Annotated in this window: 18 protein-coding genes and 1 tRNA gene; 18 read left to right on the plus strand and 1 reads right to left on the minus strand. The window is 53.0% G+C overall.

The annotated features are described in order from the left end of the window. The first annotated feature begins 296 nt into the window (after nucleotides 1-296). The 16 genes from dapA (at nucleotide 297) to IMW75_RS03335 (ending at nucleotide 13,765) form a co-directional block, all read left to right on the plus strand. Complete coding sequence (gene dapA, locus IMW75_RS03260; protein WP_045058767.1) at nucleotides 297-1,175, plus strand: 4-hydroxy-tetrahydrodipicolinate synthase; 879 nt, start codon at nucleotides 297-299, stop codon at nucleotides 1,173-1,175. Nucleotides 1,176-1,192: 17 nt separating this feature from the next. Further along, on the plus strand, nucleotides 1,193-2,308 hold the full coding sequence (gene bamC, locus IMW75_RS03265) for an outer membrane protein assembly factor BamC (protein WP_045058766.1): 1,116 nt from the start codon (nucleotides 1,193-1,195) through the stop codon (nucleotides 2,306-2,308). Between the two features lie 4 nt (nucleotides 2,309-2,312). Then, complete coding sequence (locus tag IMW75_RS03270; RefSeq protein WP_045058765.1) at nucleotides 2,313-3,071, plus strand: MBL fold metallo-hydrolase; 759 nt, start codon at nucleotides 2,313-2,315, stop codon at nucleotides 3,069-3,071. A 28-nt stretch (nucleotides 3,072-3,099) separates the two neighbouring features. Continuing rightward, the gene (gene purC / locus IMW75_RS03275; protein ID WP_008034929.1) at nucleotides 3,100-3,813 is read left to right on the plus strand and encodes a phosphoribosylaminoimidazolesuccinocarboxamide synthase; all 714 of its coding nucleotides are present in this window, start codon (nucleotides 3,100-3,102) and stop codon (nucleotides 3,811-3,813) included. A gap of 83 nt (nucleotides 3,814-3,896) precedes the next feature. Continuing rightward, nucleotides 3,897-3,986 (plus strand) — tRNA-Ser (locus tag IMW75_RS03280). Between the two features lie 1,080 nt (nucleotides 3,987-5,066). Continuing rightward, on the plus strand, nucleotides 5,067-5,594 hold the full coding sequence (locus IMW75_RS03285) for a hypothetical protein (protein ID WP_205891859.1): 528 nt from the start codon (nucleotides 5,067-5,069) through the stop codon (nucleotides 5,592-5,594). Continuing rightward, nucleotides 5,591-5,809: a hypothetical protein gene (locus tag IMW75_RS03290; protein ID WP_205891860.1), complete on the plus strand. Its 219-nt coding sequence runs from the start codon at nucleotides 5,591-5,593 to the stop codon at nucleotides 5,807-5,809. The genes IMW75_RS03285 and IMW75_RS03290 overlap by 4 nt, the downstream gene beginning before the upstream one ends. Then, complete coding sequence (locus IMW75_RS03295; protein ID WP_205891861.1) at nucleotides 5,806-6,000, plus strand: hypothetical protein; 195 nt, start codon at nucleotides 5,806-5,808, stop codon at nucleotides 5,998-6,000. The genes IMW75_RS03290 and IMW75_RS03295 overlap by 4 nt, the downstream gene beginning before the upstream one ends. Continuing rightward, on the plus strand, nucleotides 5,990-6,250 hold the full coding sequence (locus IMW75_RS03300) for a hypothetical protein (protein WP_205891862.1): 261 nt from the start codon (nucleotides 5,990-5,992) through the stop codon (nucleotides 6,248-6,250). The genes IMW75_RS03295 and IMW75_RS03300 overlap by 11 nt, the downstream gene beginning before the upstream one ends. Continuing rightward, nucleotides 6,250-6,615 carry a hypothetical protein gene (locus IMW75_RS03305; protein ID WP_205891863.1) on the plus strand — a complete coding sequence of 122 codons (366 nt, stop codon included), beginning with the start codon at nucleotides 6,250-6,252 and terminating at the stop codon, nucleotides 6,613-6,615. The genes IMW75_RS03300 and IMW75_RS03305 overlap by 1 nt, the downstream gene beginning before the upstream one ends. Next, complete coding sequence (locus tag IMW75_RS03310) at nucleotides 6,612-8,813, plus strand: tape measure protein (RefSeq protein ID WP_205891864.1); 2,202 nt, start codon at nucleotides 6,612-6,614, stop codon at nucleotides 8,811-8,813. The genes IMW75_RS03305 and IMW75_RS03310 overlap by 4 nt, the downstream gene beginning before the upstream one ends. Beyond that, nucleotides 8,814-9,092 carry a hypothetical protein gene (locus tag IMW75_RS03315; RefSeq protein ID WP_205891865.1) on the plus strand — a complete coding sequence of 93 codons (279 nt, stop codon included), beginning with the start codon at nucleotides 8,814-8,816 and terminating at the stop codon, nucleotides 9,090-9,092. Between the two features lie 457 nt (nucleotides 9,093-9,549). After that, complete coding sequence (locus IMW75_RS03320; protein WP_205891866.1) at nucleotides 9,550-10,767, plus strand: hypothetical protein; 1,218 nt, start codon at nucleotides 9,550-9,552, stop codon at nucleotides 10,765-10,767. Between the two features lie 925 nt (nucleotides 10,768-11,692). Beyond that, nucleotides 11,693-11,830 (plus strand): hypothetical protein, encoded by a 138-nt coding sequence (locus IMW75_RS03325; protein WP_205891867.1) that lies wholly within the window; start codon nucleotides 11,693-11,695, stop codon nucleotides 11,828-11,830. A gap of 177 nt (nucleotides 11,831-12,007) precedes the next feature. After that, nucleotides 12,008-12,562, plus strand: a complete 555-nt coding sequence (locus IMW75_RS03330; RefSeq protein WP_205891868.1) for a tyrosine-type recombinase/integrase — start codon at nucleotides 12,008-12,010, stop codon at nucleotides 12,560-12,562. Between the two features lie 474 nt (nucleotides 12,563-13,036). Next, complete coding sequence (locus IMW75_RS03335; protein WP_205891869.1) at nucleotides 13,037-13,765, plus strand: hypothetical protein; 729 nt, start codon at nucleotides 13,037-13,039, stop codon at nucleotides 13,763-13,765. A 721-nt stretch (nucleotides 13,766-14,486) separates the two neighbouring features. Here IMW75_RS03335 and IMW75_RS03340 read toward each other — a convergent pair. Beyond that, nucleotides 14,487-15,950, minus strand: a complete 1,464-nt coding sequence (locus IMW75_RS03340; RefSeq protein WP_205891870.1) for a DUF6538 domain-containing protein — start codon at nucleotides 15,948-15,950, stop codon at nucleotides 14,487-14,489. Nucleotides 15,951-16,300: 350 nt separating this feature from the next. Between IMW75_RS03340 and IMW75_RS03345 the strand changes: the two genes are divergently transcribed. Together IMW75_RS03345 and hutG are read left to right on the plus strand one after the other, a co-directional pair. Then, the gene (locus tag IMW75_RS03345; protein ID WP_045058764.1) at nucleotides 16,301-17,026 is read left to right on the plus strand and encodes an IclR family transcriptional regulator; all 726 of its coding nucleotides are present in this window, start codon (nucleotides 16,301-16,303) and stop codon (nucleotides 17,024-17,026) included. A 20-nt stretch (nucleotides 17,027-17,046) separates the two neighbouring features. Beyond that, nucleotides 17,047-17,985: a formimidoylglutamase gene (gene hutG, locus IMW75_RS03350; RefSeq protein ID WP_045058763.1), complete on the plus strand. Its 939-nt coding sequence runs from the start codon at nucleotides 17,047-17,049 to the stop codon at nucleotides 17,983-17,985. Nucleotides 17,986-18,002: the final 17 nt, after the last annotated feature.

Below are 18,002 nucleotides of genomic sequence, written 5' to 3' on the forward strand. Positions count from 1 at the left end.
ACCTCAACGGGCTTTTTTACCGTGCACGAGCCTGCGGATGCGAATTCAGAAAACCCGATGGCAGGTTGCAACACGCTCTATTGAGGCAAGAGCGAAGGGTGGCAACGCTGGATCGGGGCTTATGATGCCGAAAATGGAGGCTGGAACCCGGCGTACGAGCTTATCAGTACCGATCAAAGTCTGAAGGGTAGCGAAAAGCGGCGCCAAGGGGAATGGCAGCAGCGCAGTACTTCGCTTGTACAAGCATCTTGGCGCCAGTACCATTACCGCTCTCTTTTTCCGGCAGGAGCGGTTGCATGATTGCGGGCAGTATGGTGGCACTGGTCACACCCATGGATGCACAGGGTCGTCTCGACTGGGACAGCCTGAGCAAACTGGTGGACTTTCACCTGCAAAACGGCACCCACGCCATCGTGGCGGTCGGCACTACAGGTGAATCGGCCACCCTTGACGTGAACGAGCACATCGAAGTGATTCGTTTCGTGGTGAAGCAGGTTGCGGGGCGCATTCCGGTGATCGCCGGTACGGGCGCCAACTCGACGCGCGAAGCCATCGAGCTGACCACCAACGCGAAGACCGCGGGTGCCGACGCCTGCCTGCTGGTGACGCCGTATTACAACAAGCCGACCCAGGAAGGCCTGTACCAGCACTTCAAGGCCATCGCCGAAGCTGTCGACATCCCGCAGATCCTCTACAACGTGCCTGGCCGCACCGCGTGCGACATGCAGGCCGACACGGTGATTCGCCTGTCGACCGTGAAGAACATCATTGGCATCAAGGAAGCCACCGGCGACCTGTCTCGTGCCAAGGCCATCCTCGATGGCGTGAGCGAAGACTTCCTGGTGATCTCGGGTGATGATCCGACCGCCGTCGAACTGATCCTGATGGGCGGCAAGGGCAACATTTCGGTGACCGCCAACGTGGCCCCGCGCGCCATGGCCGACCTGTGCAATGCCGCTCTGAAAGGTGACGCCGTCACGGCCCGCGCCATTCACGAAAAGCTGATGCCACTCAATAAAACCCTGTTCATCGAATCCAACCCTATTCCCGTGAAATGGGCGCTGCATGAAATGGGCTTGATGCCGGACGGTATCCGTCTGCCGCTCACCTGGCTCAGCACTGCCTGTCACGAACCGCTGCGGCAGGCCATGCGCCAGTCCGGCGTCCTGGTTTAATTGAGGAAGTACTACGCATGAAGCGATTGGCCGGACTTTCCGCACTAGCCGTGATCATCTCCAGCACCAGTGGCTGTGGATGGGTCTGGGGCCCGGAAGGTTATTTCCGTGACCGTGGTAGCGATTACCTGGAAGCGCAACAGACTGCACCGATGCAACTGCCACCGGATGTCACCACCGCCAAGCGCCTGGACCCGTTGCTGCCGATCCCGCGCAACGTGGCCGATGACTCCGTCAAGGGCGAGTACGTCGTGCCTCGTCCGCAACCGCTGACCGCGGCGGCTGACGCCAGTGCCTACTCGTTGCAGAAGAGTGGTGATACTCGCTGGATCGTCGCGCAGAATCCACCGGCAGAAGCCTGGCCAGTGGCCGTGCAGTTCTTCCAGGACAACGGCTTCCGCCTGGACGAACAGCGCCCGCAAACCGGCGAATTCACCACCACCTGGCAGCATTCCGACGAACTGTCCGCCGCCATGGCCAAGCGCCTGAGCGCTGCCGGTGTCGGTAGCGACAGCGAAACCCGCGTGCGGGTGCGCATCGAGCCGGGCGTGCAGCGCAATACCAGTGAAATCTACGTGGTCAGCGCCGAACGTCCTGCGGGCAGCACTGCCGATGTCGAGTTCACCAACCGTTCGGTCAACACCGGCCTGGACGCGGCACTGGTCGACGACATGCTCGCGAGCATGAGCCGTATCTCCGAGAAGGGCGGTTCGGTCTCCATGCTGGCTTCGCGTGATTTCGATACGCCAAGCCGCGTCAGCCTGAGCGAAGACGGCAGCGGCAACCCGGTCCTGAACATCGGCAACGACCTGGACCGCGCCTGGTCGAGTGTCGGTCGTGCGCTGGAACAGGGCGAATGGCGAGTTGAAGACATCAACCGCAGCCTGGGCCTGTACTACATCAACCTGGCTGAAAAGGCCGAGAAGAAAGACGACAAGCCTGGTTTCTTCAGCAGCCTGTTCGGCAGCGCGCCGAACAAGGAAGAAGTTGAAGCCCGCGCCGAGCGTTATCAGGTTCGCCTGAGCAAGGTGGGTGAAAACGTCCAGGTCACCGTCGAGAAGAACATCAACACCGTGGCGCCAGCTGATGTGGCGCGCAAAGTGTTGAGCGTGATTCAGGACAACCTGGGCTGATCTCATGCGTTTTGCCGTTCTCGGCAGCGGTAGCCAAGGGAACGGCACGCTGATAGCCAGCGCTGATACGTATGTGCTGGTGGATTGTGGTTTCTCCCTGCGGGAAACCGAAAAACGCCTGTTGCGCCTGGGTGTGAACCCGGCGCAGCTGAGCGCGATACTCGTGACCCACGAACATGCCGACCACGTGCATGGCGTGGGTTTGCTGTCTCGGCGCTACAATCTGCCGGTCTACCTCAGTCGCGGTACCCTGCGCGGGATGCGCAAACCCATTGAACCTGCTGGCCTGCTGGCCGGCGGCGAGCAACTGCAGATCGGCGCACTGAGCATCGGCGTCATTGCCGTGGCCCATGATGCACAGGAACCGACGCAGTACGTGTTCAGCGATGGTGAGCGGCGCTTCGGCCTGCTGACCGACCTGGGGTCGTACTGCAACAGGGTGCTGGATGGCTACAAAGACCTCGATGCATTGATGATCGAGTCCAACCATTGCCGTGACATGCTGGCTCGCGGTCACTACCCGTACTTTCTCAAGCAGCGGGTGGGCGGCGAACTGGGACATTTGAATAACCACCAGGCGGCATTCCTGGTGTCCGAGTTGGGCTGGCAAGGCCTGCAACACCTGGTCCTGGCCCATCTGAGCAGCAAGAACAACCTGCCGCAGCTGGCCCGGCAATGTTTTGTCGACACCCTCGGGTGCGACCCGGACTGGCTGCAACTAGCCGATCAAGATTCAGGGCTCGACTGGCGACACATCGCCTAGCCCACCTACTTAGCAAGCGGAGCCCATCATGGAAAAACGTGAAGAACTCTACCGCGGCAAAGCCAAATCGGTTTTCAAGACCGACGACGCTGACCGCTTGATCCTGCTGTTTCGTAACGACACTTCGGCGTTCGACGGCAAGCGCATCGAACAGCTCGACCGCAAGGGCATGGTGAACAACAAGTTCAACGCCTTCATCATGCAAAAACTCGAAGCCGCCGGCGTGCCGACCCAGTTCGACAAGCTGCTGGGCGACAACGAGTGCCTGGTGAAAAAACTCGACATGATCCCGGTCGAGTGCGTCGTGCGTAACTACGCCGCCGGCAGCCTGGTCAAGCGCCTGGGCGTCGAAGAGGGCATGAAGCTCAACCCTTACACCTTCGAACTGTTCCTGAAGGACGACGCCAAGGGCGACCCGTTCATCAACGAATCCCACGTGGTGGCTTTCGGTTGGGGCACCGCCGAGCAACTGGTTCGCATGAAAGAACTGTCGCTCAAGGTCAACGAAGTGCTGAGCAAACTGTTCGACGACGCCGGCCTGCTGCTGGTCGACTTCAAACTGGAATTCGGCGTATTCAGCGACGGCTCCATCGTCCTGGGCGACGAGTTCAGCCCGGACGGCTGCCGCCTGTGGGACAAGGCCACCGGCAAGAAAATGGACAAGGACCGCTTCCGCCAGGGCCTCGGTGACGTCATCGAAGCCTACGAAGAAGTCGCCAACCGTCTGGGTGTACCGCTTTAATCGACGCAAGCATCTGATACCACAGAAATATTTCGCTTAGGGGCTTCGCATCCGGCGAAAGTGTTGTTATGATGCGCGCCGTTGGAGAGATGCCAGAGTGGCCGAATGGGACGGATTCGAAATCCGTTGTACCTTCACCGGTACCTAGGGTTCGAATCCCTATCTCTCCGCCATACATAGAAAAGCCCCATAGATCAAGGTCTTGGGGCTTTTTGCATTCTGGGATTCTACGTAACTATTCTACGTAAAATTCTTGTCGATACGGCCTCGCATAACGCTTTCTCAGCTCTCCTTGTTCGCCTGCATGGCCTTCCCCTTGGTCACGCACCTAAAGCTCTTAATGGCTTCTGTAGGGTGCCTAGCGTTGAATTGGTGGAAGGGGAGATGTTGCCAGTGATCGACACGCCAAAGGGTATCGCACAGCTCATCGCCAACCTTGAGAAGTGACACACCACACCACTCGCGACCTTCGTCGTCTATTCCATATGCGACAGTTCATGTCTTAAACGCGACAAAGGATGAAAGGTAGTTGACCGTGTGTCGTATATGTGTTGACAGGTGTGAATTGTCGTGGTATCCTTAGCATGAGTAGAAGAAGTTTTTATTGATGATGAGTGAAACGCTTGTTTGAAATTAAATACAGGCAAGTAACGTGCCAGCTATTGACTTTGGCCAAAAACGTGTTATAGTGGAGCACATAGATAGAGATTTAATTCTTCTTTCCGCGACACCCCCTCCGATACATCCGCAACACAATCAAATTCTGAATCATCAAGACCGAGCCGGGTTTCCGCGTTCAGTTTCGTTGTGGCTAAGGGTTTTACCCTCATCAGCGCTCGCAAGTGCAACGGCCAATACTTGTAGACCGGGGTTGGTTACCCCCTCAATCGCTGACAGGGCGGTTCGGTCGAACTCTGTCAACTAATTCGCAATACAACTCATGTAACTTAGAGTGACTCGTGCATTCAATAGCCGGACAAGTTCCGGCTAATTTTTGCATAAAATCCTATCTGTGACCTGCAACTAATCCCCAACACAACTGTGACAACTTCAATTCAGGAGGTGGCCCCCCTATGGCCCTAGTATTCCAACACTGTGAAACGTGTGGCACCCGCTACGCCAGTCGAACAGTACGTTCTAAACATTGTTCTCAAGCATGCCGTCAGCGCGCCTGTAGAGCAGCCAAGCAAGTAAACGCAGTACCAGTAACACCGGCAACACCACAACTAACTAAAAATGAAGGAAGCAACACCATGAGTAAACAAACACCTGAAACACCAAAACAATCCCAACTTTTCCAGCCAGATCCAGAGCATCTAAAAATGCTCCAAGACTTCGCCGTTGAACGCTATAAGCAAGACATTCAGTGCGATATTGAAGGTCGTGAATGTATCGGCGCTCTTGAGCAATTCGACATTGAGCATTTGCACTGCGCCTTGGACAAGTATCACGAACTCGTTTCAGCTGGCTACACTCCGAGCGATAAATACTTACCGGTGTCCGTGCCGGGGCCATTCGCTTTAATCATCATGTATTTGCTAAAGCCTGAGGAAGTGCAAGAGGCTGAGATTTCCGCGATCAGAGCTAACATCGAAGCTGCATACTTAGAGCAATTATCCACAGATAAAAATCTCGCCATCGAAAAAGAAATCGAGTCTCAACTTGCCTCCGAACGTCGCAAGGTTCAACAAGCCAAGCTTGAATCCGAAGCTAAGGCTGAACAAGCAATGAGAGATCGTGTTCGTGCCGAAGTGCTGGCTGCTTTGGGAGGTGGTCAATGACAGACTCTCGTGATGTTCTTGAATATTTAGAAAATGAACTAAAGCGTCGTTATAACGCAGCGCAGGAGTTGTACGAAGCAGGCGGTAGCGACGTACTTTCAGACGCTTGCCTAGAAAAACATCGTCTTTTCGGCCTAATCTTGGACCACGCTGCCAAGTGTGCTGTTCTCATGCGAGATTTGGAAATCGCATTGGGACTTGGGGCTCCTGAATGAAACGCAAATTAACCCTGCACAAAACATCAGAGACAACATTGCTCACCGAGTCAGAACTAAACCAGATGCTCGATGAGTTTCTTGCTGGTCAACTTACCGTACAAGCACAATCAAATGAACAGGGTGGAGACCGAGTTAGTCTCCGTCTTGCACTTGAACAACACGAACGAGGAACAACAAATGACCAATAAGATCGATCCAAGCACACTGTCAGGCACAGAGTTACTACTTCGTCAAACTCACTGTCCAGATACACTTGCCACAAGCTCTCCAGAGGCCATTACAGAGGCTGTAACTAAGGAGGCGCTACCAGAAGATGAAGAAGCTCCCGAAGAGGCTGTAATCGCATTTAAAGCAGCTCTGGAACTACTTGCAGCAAGAGAGCGAGCCACTCAGTTAGTTGCACTCGCTAAACAAGCTCAGAAGAACAAAGGAAAATAATGGAACAACTTGTTACACAGGAACAAACTCTGAATAAAGAGTCGATTGAATACTACACCGTTTACCGCGTTGCACACCCCGCAAGCGTTTCATCCTTCCTTGGTCTTGCCCACGCCTATGTACAGCGCCGTAGTGGAGCCAACTTTGCCCACCATTGGTTCGTTGTTAGTGCCAGTGCAACGGTTATTGCTGTAAGTGGTAGTCGCAACGCTCTTACTCTTTTTGCCGAATACATCAACTCCCACGTTCGCTACTTGTCTGGGTTTGAAGTTGTATATCACGGGTGGGGTCTTAAAAAGTTTAATACTGTTGTGGATGATCTTTATGCTCGCCGTTTGAGTCTTCGTGAAGGAGTTAGTCGATGAGTCCAGAAATCATTGCAAAACTAGTTGGTCTCTTAGAGTTCAAGGTTGATCTTTCTGGTCTGCAACGCTTCGAGCGTGGACTAACTCAGGCTCGCCAAAAGATGATGTCTCTAAGTCGTGAGGCTGATGCTCTGCAAGCGAAGCTTGGCAAGAAGTTTGGAATTAAACTTGATACCGCTGGACGGGATAAACTGGACAAGTCTGTACGTGCAAGTTTGGATCGAGAGTTGAAACTTGAACAAGGTTTGCAACGCACCAAGCGAGCAACATTCGCTGCTGAGCTGGCTGGAATGAAACTCACCAGTGCGGGCAACAAGGAAAACGCTGCACTACAGAACCAAGCGACCCGTGAGAAAATTGCACAGGCCGTACTCGACTCTAAGAGTGCCAAGGCTGCCCAAGAGCGTCTAAAAATAGCTGGCCTTGAGAGCAAACAAGCTCAAACTCTGGAAGCTCACAAACTACGCCAACAGCGTGTGCAAGCTGTACTCGCTACCCAACAACAGCGCACCGTTTTATTGCAACAGAGACAACACGCTGGTATGACTGCCATGCAGCGTGCAGAGTTTGCTTTGCAACAGTCTCGTGTACGTGCCCAGAGAGCTACAGAACGTTTTCAGGCTACACAACTGGCCCAGAAGGTGCGTGCAGACCGCCAGACCACACGCACCCAGCAACAGACCGAGAAACACGGTTGGGCTACACAAAGACAGGCTGCATGGGCGGCTAAACAGGCCGAGCCTAAGGCCCCTGCAACGTTTATGGGGCTTGGTACAGCGGGCTTGGCCGTTGGTGGCGTAGCCGCTGGTTTCGCTGCTGTAGTTGCCGCTGTAGGTGCTCTGAGTGATCGTCTAACAAAGACACAGAGTCGAGTGTCTGACTCCCAGTCTTGGGCGAATACAGTTGAACAAGCCGCTGGCAAGAATCCACTAAACAAGGATTTTGCCCGGTCTGAGTTTCTTCGTATTTCTGAGAAGTACGGCACAAGCGTTGATCTTGATGCGGCGAAAGAATACAGAACTTTCTTACTGCATCAAATGGCTACCGGTAAATCAATTAGCAAAGCCACTCAGATGTACGAAACGCAGATGTCGGCATTCCGTGGCGCTGGTATGTCGAAGACTGAAATGCAACGTGCCAACATCCAACTTACGCAAGTAAGGGCCAAGGGCAAAGGCGACACAGAGGACGTTAACACGTTCTCAGAAGCCGCACCGCTGCTAGTTGATCCAATCAAACAAGCTTGGGCAGAGCGTAACAAACACAAACTTGATGCCAATCTTGAAAAAGACTTTCGTGCTAGTTTCAAAGTGGGAAATCTGAAAGCTGTAGACTTCGAAAGAGGGCTTGAGATTTTCAATCAGCAAAACCAGCCAGCAATTGCAAAACAGTCTGCATCGATTGATAGCAACCAAACCCGTCTTGAGAATGCCCAGTTGCTGCAACAACTTGGATTAGATCAAAGTCCAGAGTTGATTGGTGTAATCAACGACCGTATCAAATCGGAAATTGAACTAACCGAAGCGATGAAGCCTTTGAAAGAAGCTGCACTATCTGCTGACATCGCACTAAACAAGATGGCTGCTTCATTCTTTAGATTTGCATTCGGTAAAGATGACACGCCTCAAGAGACAGCGAAGAAAGTTGATGTATTCTCACCGGATCAGCCCGCTATTGACCCGAGTGTGATGGGTGGTGGTCCTAAGCCGAACACCGGTGAGAAAGTGAAAGATCCAATTAGCATGCTATACCGCTGGCTCACCAATACGCCGGATTATTCAGAGGGCGAGGCTAATAAAATGGAAGCTCTCCGCATGAATACTTTGGGCATGCAATTTCCAAAGTTGGATTTAAGTAAGTTGACCATCGAACAGCCAAACGTTGCCGACGGTGAGTATCGCCCATTCCGTCTACCGCCGCCAGTTACAGCAGCCGACATCATGCAGGATGCCACTCAACAACAACTCCAAAAACAACCAACTTGGCCGGGTTCGCTTCCTGCGAATGAACTTGAGAATTACGGTTCGCCAGCTGGCTCTAAGGTTGAGTCGTCAGTGCACAATGAAACGCACAACGATATCACCGTTAACATCCAAGCTCCTGTTGGATCTGATGAGCAGGTGATTGGACGTGTTGTGCGCGATGAACTTGGCAAAGCTTTGCAATCAGCCCGTAGCGGTCAAACGGAGGTTGAATAAATGAACGGCACTATCAGGGCGATCTTGGCTGGTGCATTTTTACAGATACTGGTGGGCTCAGGGCTCACCTTTTATCTCTTCGATCACACTACTGATATGGCGCTACGTTACGCCCAAATGGCCGAGCGGAACGCTGAGAGTTACACCGACGCAGCAATACAGCTCCATTACAACAGGATGCAAATCCAGTTTTCAGAAGAGCGTGAATCTATGCGCGCCTATGTGCAAAAGACCATTGATTTGAAAATTAGCCAGGTGAGAAAACCACTAACGCCTTAGTACTGGAATCTGCAAGATTCAATACGCCCCCCAAGGCTCTACATCAATACTCTTAACCCCATTTTAGTGGACATCTAACGGTGTGCGTGAGCACACAATTCCATCCCATTCAACAGGAGGCACCAGTATGCCAACACCATACGAATTCAAATCATCAGGGGCAGCGCTCACCGCTGCCATGAGCCTGATAGGAAACACACGTAAGAAGTTCACCATCCGACGAATTACTAACCAGCTTGGTTTCACCCGTTGGGTAGTAACCCACCCGGACGGTAGTCCAGCCATTCCATATGAGGTGCTAATCGCATGAAGACTTTCACTTGCAGACATTGTAATGCCAAGTTCACCACAGACAAGTTCAAACCCTTCTGTTCCGCCGTATGCAGAATCGAAGCCACCGCCCTTAATCCAGCCAATAAACGAACAAACCAATCTAGCCCAGTGGGAGACACACCAGATGACAACAGCAACACCAACAAAGACCAATAAAAGCACTAAGGCTACACACCGCCCAACATGCAAACATTGCAAGGCTCGTTTCAGAACTACAAGCGCTGTTAAAGTCTACTGCACCACACAGTGCCAGAAAGAAGCTACACAAAAGAAGCGCCGAGTCTCCCGTATTGACCGTGCCACTAACAGCGCCTTTTTCTATCACTTGGCCTATGAGTGTGAACGTGCTGGAACCCTACAAATCTTGAGCTTCCATTCTGTTGAGTCGCTGGTAGCGCTGTACGAAGTCTACAAGCTCAAGCTAAAGGCCAACAAATACGGCACCACCAAGGATTATGAGATCAGCCACATTTGCCCTGTGAGAAGGGACAGCGACTCTATCGGCCTATACCACGCTGAAAACTTGGTCGTAGTGCCAACTAAGCTTAATCGTCAGCACGGCACTCAACATTTCGGCCATGGACTGAGTATCGCCTACAGCGCCCTACAACCAAAACACATGGTGGAGAAGGGTGCTTCTCGTAAGGACACCGTTGCACGAATCATCAAGTATCTGGGTGAAAACTTAGTAACCGAAGTTGTACGCGCTGCCAAGATCCAAACAACCCAGCGCCACAAGTTGATGGGTTGGCTACATGACCACCTTGACCCAACATTGCCAGAACAACGCACCCACCTGGATAATCTCGATGAGATGTCCACCATCGCGCTGTCAGCTCTCAAGCTCAAAATTGAAGGAAAGGAGGGGAGTGGATTCACCATCAAGACCACCATCCTCACGCCATCCGCTGTATTTGTGCAGGAACTTGAACGCCACTCTACACACCGCCCTGAGTTGATCGAAGTGCTGGATGTGCTGTGTAAGCGTGTAGCCCCTTTCACCGCGTTTCATCAGAGCAGAACCACCCTCAGCGAAGACGAGCAGCAGGCAGTTTTCAATGTGCTCCACGGCGCATCGGTGGAATCTATCCGCTACGTGCTAACCGACTACATTCAACGCATCATCAGTGCCAAGGATCACGCTGACCCTCTCACCGGGGCAGAGCAACGTATCCCGCCATGCACGCCCATCCGTTTCAATGTGCAGCGCCCCACCAAGGTGTTGGTGGCATTCAAGGATTTCGCCGCTGAGCTGGATGCCTACGATACACAGAACATCGTGCCAGTGTTATTCCCGGTGCATACGCTGGCGTATGAGTTCGATCCCGTCCCATGGGGGTGACTGTATGGGACGGCTACTTCTTTCGAAACGCAGATGTTATCTGTTCAAGCTCAGCCCAAGGTTGCGCTCCTTGTCCGGCGTAGCCACACCCAGCATGATGCTGGAACACCAGTTGCTTGTCTGACTCAGCCTGTTCCGCGTTGCACGTCTTGCAGGTGATAACGCCGGGTGACAGCCGCCACCGCGTGCTCCATAAAATCAAATCGTCGTTGGGTGACATGACATGCAAATCCTAACCTTGTTTCCCAATTGGTAACGATTGCTATTGAGAAGTTCCCCGGCGAAGCCAACGAGCTATCGACACTGAGGCTAATCGAATACACACGCCCACAGGAATCACTCCTGCTCTACCCGGAAAACATGAAGCTCACCATCACCATCAGCGCTACCCACGTCACTACAAGCGCCAAGGCGAAGCCGAGGATTTCATTCAGGGTCATAGGCGCAAACCGTTCACCAATTCATCATTGCGTAAGTCCACATCCAGCCAGCCCAGACAACGGAAAGTAACGCCAGAATTACAAGGAAGGCGCGGGTGCCCATACTTAACATCACTGGGTGTGTACGATTTTCCACGATGATACCGCGTCAGCAAAAGGCTGAGAATAACCCTCAGGGAAACCCCTACAAAACCTATCCCAAACCCGGTGCGCCTAACTCTCTCTATCAGGATGATAGGTGTGATAGATTCTCTCTAAGCGAGCATATCCGTGGCCTGTGCAGAATCTAGGTCAAGCTTGATTCGGTGATTCCATTCACCGCTGAGGTTTCTACGCCAAAACGACGAATTCACACCAGAAACACCGGATTCGCCTTTGTCATCCTCTTCAAAGTCGAATACACAAAATACAACCGGGGTCAACAGAAATTTGACGGGTGGTAAAATCGGTGTTTCACTGGCGACTCAAATTGAATGGAGATGAAAATGAAACTTTACAAAGACGCTCTTAATTCCCTTGTCGCTGGCGAGTATTCGCAGGCGGATGATGGTGATAGCTTCATGAAAATTGCCATCACTCTTGCTGGTCGTCAGTACGTCGCGCAACTCAACGCCACCGCGTAACCCCTCGCATCAAATGCAGCCCGCGCCTGATCAACAACGGCTGCGCCCTGAATTCCATTCCTAATTAACAGAATAGCATTGTGTAAATTAGCCAGCCCTTTAAAACCCTTGCTATCGCTCTGTGTGTCGTGTTCTAATTAACACATCAAGCCAATAACCAATGTAGTGTTAAGTAGAATGAACATCGTAGAGGCAGTGAAAACAGAGGGTGAGGCTGAGGTGATCGCTCGTAAGCTCGCCTTGAACGCAAAGGGCAACACCCTGTATGCAGACATCTGGCGTTTCGGTGTGAACACCGCACTCCGTATCTCCGACTTGTTGAGCCTTCCCTTTGCAGACGTGAAGGGTGACAAGCTGGTGATCGTTGAGAGTAAGACCGGCAAGAGCCGCACCATCCACCTCAACAGTAGTGCCAAGGCCATCATAGAGCGCCGTATGAAGGCACACCCTGACCACGCGTTCCTGTTTCAAGTGGACAGCAACCGGGCGAAGAACAAGCCTGTTAGTAGGGTAGCCGTAGCCACTGCGTTCAAGGCCGTAGGCGATGAGCTGGGCATTCAGTTAGGCACCCATAGCATGAGGAAAACACGCGGCTGGCTGATGTATAGCGCTGGTGTTTCTATCGAGATGATTTGCAAGGTGTTGAACCACTCAAGCCCCGCCGTAACGATGGCGTACATCGGTATCACTCAAGCCGAGGTGGACGCGACATACCATGAGTTCGTGTTCTGACAACGAATACAGACACCCATAGCCCGCCTTGCGCGGGCTTAGTCGTACATATAGCCCTAACAGTCAGTAAGCACATCACATTACACATACAATACCATCTGTAAGCTCCTACAGTGCTCTCAGAGGCGTTTAGAGTGTGTAGGTGCTACATAGGTAGCTGTATGAGGCTTATACGTCCTTAGAGAGCCTTACAGGAGGCTATGTGTAGATGAGAGACGTTCTTATTTCTCCTTTTATAGCTTTTCCAAAAAGGGTGTATCTTTCTGGTGTTAACTGGTTTTGCTGGTTCTCTGGGAATCTCGTCTATTATTCACGCCGTGCCCACTCGTATCGGAGCTTGCAGGAGACAGTCCTAACGGTGCGGGTGGGCCACCAGATTACTTTTTCGGCCAGGAATTCAGCTCAATCCGAAGTTGGTCAAAATTTTCGGCGAAAAATGGGATTCTCAGCAATATCGCCCCTCAGGATGAGCCCGTGTTAGAACCTTACAACTGGGAGGTATTGCCCTCCGATATTCGTGCTGCCACTAACGGCAGTGCTGTTGCAGAGTATCTGGCACATGTAGTGATGCCTTCGATTGCCGCGTTAGAGCAGAGACGCCATGACTTAGCGCTTGCAGATGATCCGGGTTCGAAGTTTGCCCTTGCAGATCATCCTCAGTTAGTGAAGCGAACGCACAAGACGTTCTGTCTCGCCATCCATTCCTTGTATGAGCAGCAGCTACGGTCCTACTTACACCTTTGTACTTGGGACTACCCTGTTGAGAGTGTTACGCGGAGACACCAACTGGAGAAAAGTACATGGGGTAAGGAGTTGAACGCACTGTTCTTTAAGGTGCGTGGGCTGAAGCTAGATGGCTTCGCCTCTTACCCGGTGCTAACTCAGTTGAATTTGATGGCTAACGCTTGTCGTCACGGTGAGGGCAGTTCAGCAAGGAGTCTTTACGAGGCTCACCCTGAGTTGTGGCCCTCCATTAAGCGGTTCCAATGGGAGGATGAGCTACCCAAGATGCTCTCATTTCAGAGCTTGGAAATCACCTTAGAGCAGCTGGCCCAGTACGCAGATGCCATTTCCTTGTTCTGGTTGGATTTGCAGTGCCAGCGGATAGAGGATTTTGCAGACGAGCCATCAGCCTACGTGAGTTTCCTGCGGGAGAAGCGGGTGTCTCTACTCGCAAGTGTCACACGTTCTCCCAGGATCTAAGGCTTCACCTCGTGCACACCGTAGCTGTACGTCATGCGTGCAATTTCCCGCTCTCGGTCCGCCGCGTAACACTCGCTCAATCGCTGGTTAGTTCTCTGATGCTCAACCCTGAGCAGTGCCAGTTCTCGGCCTTGGTCACGGTGCATGATGATCATGCCTGCGATGGTTTGGTGCGCACGCCGAAGGTCACACCGTGTCACCTCAAGCTCTGAGTGCAAAAGGTCGCACTCATGCCTAAGCATGTCTTCCATGCTAGGAAGACCAAGCTCGAAACCCTCGGTTGAAATCAGATCATCGTCAGTCATGTTCGGTAGCGCCAAATACTGGATACACATACAGTATCTCTTCCAGTGCATCGGCTTCAAGGCTAGCGTGACGAAGGGTGATGCTTATACCTAAAGTGGTTAGTCGTGTGTATTTCTTATTCGAATCACATTACGGTCGCAATATACACAGGCGAAGCCAGAGCCTTTGATTTTGCCTTGCGCGTGGCAAGCGGAGCTTGCAGGTAATCCCATTTGACCGAAGGTCACGAGTAACCCCGTGACAGCGTTCGCTGTCGTGTCTGCACCCAAGCAAAAGGCAAGATCAAAATCAAAAGCTTGATTTGTGTACAGGTTGTATTTGTTCGAGGTGAACCCCGAGCGTTGAGGTGTTCCCACCGCTGGAGTCAATCGTGACCTTCGGTCAAAGGTATATTCCTGTCAGCGTGCGCTGACGTTTAAACGGTTTGTATGGTTGGAAGTTTCGATATGGCGTCAAGCTTCTGTTTCGGTGATGAGCCATCCGAGTACACATCGAACGTCACCGTGCCGGTTTCATGGCCTACAAGTTCCTTGATTAGCCTGTCTGCTACGTCTGCCCGCACCAACGAAGTTATGGCCGTTGCCCTGATGCTGTGGAATACACGGGTGCGATCAAACCCCATGGCGGTCTTCAACCGACCGAACGCCTTACTCAGTGCATCCGAACGAATCCCATATTTGTTGTTGCTGTCGGTAGGCACCAGATAACCGTCCGTAGAAGCTTTGGCGAGTCGATTCACCAGCGCCGTTAGCTTGGGGTGGATTGGCACCTGTCTAATCCCTGCAACGGTCTTCGAATCCACGATATCGAACATCCTCACCGCATCGATGGTTATCAAATTCTCCGTGCGAAGCTGACAAAGCTCTTCGATGCGACCACCGCTGTACCCGCCTAACAAGATCAGGTCTGCAAGCGCGCCTAGGTTCTGTTCCTTCGCTGCTGCGTACAAAGTGCCGACCTCTTCAACGGTGAATGCCTTGCGTTTCGCGTCGAGTTTGGCCTTGCCCTTGAGTGTAGGTAGCGTGTGCTTCTCGAATGGGTTCACATGCCCTTTGAAGGACTGTCGCCATTGGGGCTCATGCTGCATCGACCATTGCCAAAACTGACTGCCAGCAAGCAGATACTGTTGTTTTGTCTTGCTGCTGAGCTTCATGCCCTGTAGCCAAGCACTCACCGAATCAAAGTCGAGGGAGGTGCCTGTTTGTTGCAGATGCTCCGACAGGTTCAGCAGTTTCGCCTCCTGTTGATTCACTGTTTTGAGTGCGACGTGATGTTCGAGTCTATAGGTGCGGAAAGCTGCCAGACGTGCCTTTGTAATGGGGGATCGAGTTTTGTAACTGGTAGGGTCTTTGACTAGGACGGCTAGTTCGTCCTTCTGATCAGGGGTTAGGTTGTGACTTTCGGTAAGTCGTCTTCCGACAAAACCCTTGAACATGTCCGCTAGGTCATCCTCAAGTTTGATCATCCCCATCGGCTCACCCCTACGGCGTTCAATCATCGCTTTAAGGGCTGCAACTAACTCTGGATTTTCCATCGCCCGTTTTACCGCTTCTGGATCAGGCTCTGGCAGAGGTGGGACTTTCTCACCGATTCTTGCTCGCTTTGCATTTGTCGCCATCTCTTCAAATTTTTCAACCATCGTAACTACGTTTTCTTGCCAGCCGTCTGCCAATTGCTTGCCTTGCCGTGCGGCCATGATCTGGGCTGTCCATGTGGCAAGGATCGGCAGACGACGATCAAGGGCTTCCTTGTGCACCCCCGTCCTCAGCGACTTAGATAATACCCGGCGACCTCCGAACGCTTCCCGTACGTCCTTGGGAATGTCTAGCCTCACGTGATATGTGCCGCCTTGTAGTTCAAGATTGTTCGCCTTAGGCATGGTTGGTTTTCTCCCAGTTCTACGTAACTATTCTACGTAAAATATTCTGGAAAGCCAGAAAACACGGTGTTTGTTGGGTTGAATTGCTGCTTATAGAGAGTCCCTATCTCTCCGCCATTACATAGAAAAAGCCCCGTAGCTGAGAAGTTACGGGGCTTTTTTGTTTCTGATGGTTTTTGTTCTCCTGTCCCCTCCCGCGATGTTCTTCGCTCCCACGTTTTTATGGCTGCAAGAATGCGAATGAGCGACCGCTGATCGTTATATGGCCGATTGTTCCCACTCAGTGGGAAACCTGTTTCAGTTAATGAGAAACATCGTGCCACCATGCAGGCAATAGCATGGGGCCAACAATGAACTACAACACGCCAACCGATCGCTTGCTGCAAATCCTCGTAACCCTGGGGCAGTCCGGTGAGGCGATCTCCGCCAAAGAGCTGTCCGAGCAGCTGGCCCAGCCGCTCAGCAGCATCTATCGCCATCTTAAAACCCTCCTGCGCTGGGGCCTGGCCGAAGAAAACGGCCACGGCCGCTACTTGCCGGGGCCTGCCTGTTTGCAACTGGCCAAAAAGTTCGACCGCGAAGCGGTGTTGGTGACGTTGGCCAAGCCCGAGCTCAAGCGCCTGGCCGAGCAAACCCAGGAAAGCGTTGCGTTAATGGTGCCCAGTAACGGTCAGGCCATTTGCATTGAGCTGATCGACAGCCCGCAACCGCTGCGCTGCTGCTACCAAAAGGGGTTGGCGCAACCATTGCTGGTGGGCGCTTCGGCGCGGGTGTTGCTGGCGCACATGGATGAGGCGCAAAGCCTGTCGGCGCTGCTGGCCCAAGGCGTCGACAGCGGCGAAGTTGCGACCTATCAGCGCAGTTTTGCCGAGATCCGGGCTGCCGGTTACGCCGTGAGTCAAAGTGAAATCGACGACGGCATTTGGGGGGTCAGTGCGCCTTTGATCGACAGCCGCGACCGCCTGCAAGGCGCTATCAGCCTCATGGCCCCTGCCTTCCGGGCTCAACAGCGCACTGAACGCCTGATCCGCTGGACCCGTGATGTGGCGCTGCGTCTGAGCGCCCGGCTCGACTGAATTTGACTGGAGTTTCAAACATGACCGTTGTTCCTGACATGCCATTGTGGACGGGTCGCATTGACGACGCCGAAGGGCAAGGCGCGCTGCGCTGGCACCAATGGGTCAAACCCTTTGCGCAAAACCAGCCTGCGGGTGTCGCACTGGTTGGTTTGGCCTGTGATGAAGGGGTCAAACGCAACCAGGGCCGCACCGGTGCACGCCAAGGCCCGACAGAACTGCGCAAGGCTTTAGCCAACCTGGCGTGGCACGGCCACGCGCCGCTGTATGACGCCGGCGATGTGAGTTGTACCGACAGCAACCTCGAAGGCGCACAGCAGAGCTACGCCCACCACGTCAGCGAGTTGCTCGACCAGGGACATTTACCGCTGGGGCTGGGTGGTGGCCATGAAATCGCTTTTGCAAGTTTTAGCGGCCTGGCCGATCACTTGCGCAAACGCACGGCGAAGGCCCGTATCGGTGTACTTAATTTCGACGCGCATTTTGACTTGCGCCTTGCCGAACAAAGCAGTTCAGGCACTCCTTTTCGCCAGATCGCCGAGTATTGCCAGCGCGCTGAAATGCCCTTCACTTACGGCTGCCTGGGTGTTAGTCAGCTCAACAATACTCAGGCACTGTTCGAGCAGGCGCAGCGGCTGAATGTGCGTTTTCGCCTCGACCGTGAGATGAACAGCTGGGACGTTACCGCCTGCGAAAGATTCATCGATGATTTTTTGCAAGACGTCGATTACCTCTACATGACCATCTGCCTCGATGTTCTGCCCGCTAGCCAGGCGCCCGGCGTCAGTGCGCCGTCTGCCCATGGCGTGGACATGCAAATCGTCGAGCATCTGGCGCGCTATGCCAAAGCCAGCGGTAAATTGCGCATGGCCGACATCGCCGAACTCAACCCCAGCCTTGATATCGAAAACCGAACCGCCCGCATTGGCGCGCGTCTGCTCGCAAGCCTGATTGATTAAGTTTTCGAAAATCCTTG

Origin of the sequence: Pseudomonas gregormendelii, assembly GCF_017114825.1 — a bacterium.
In the GTDB taxonomy this organism is placed as follows: domain Bacteria; phylum Pseudomonadota; class Gammaproteobacteria; order Pseudomonadales; family Pseudomonadaceae; genus Aquipseudomonas; species Aquipseudomonas gregormendelii.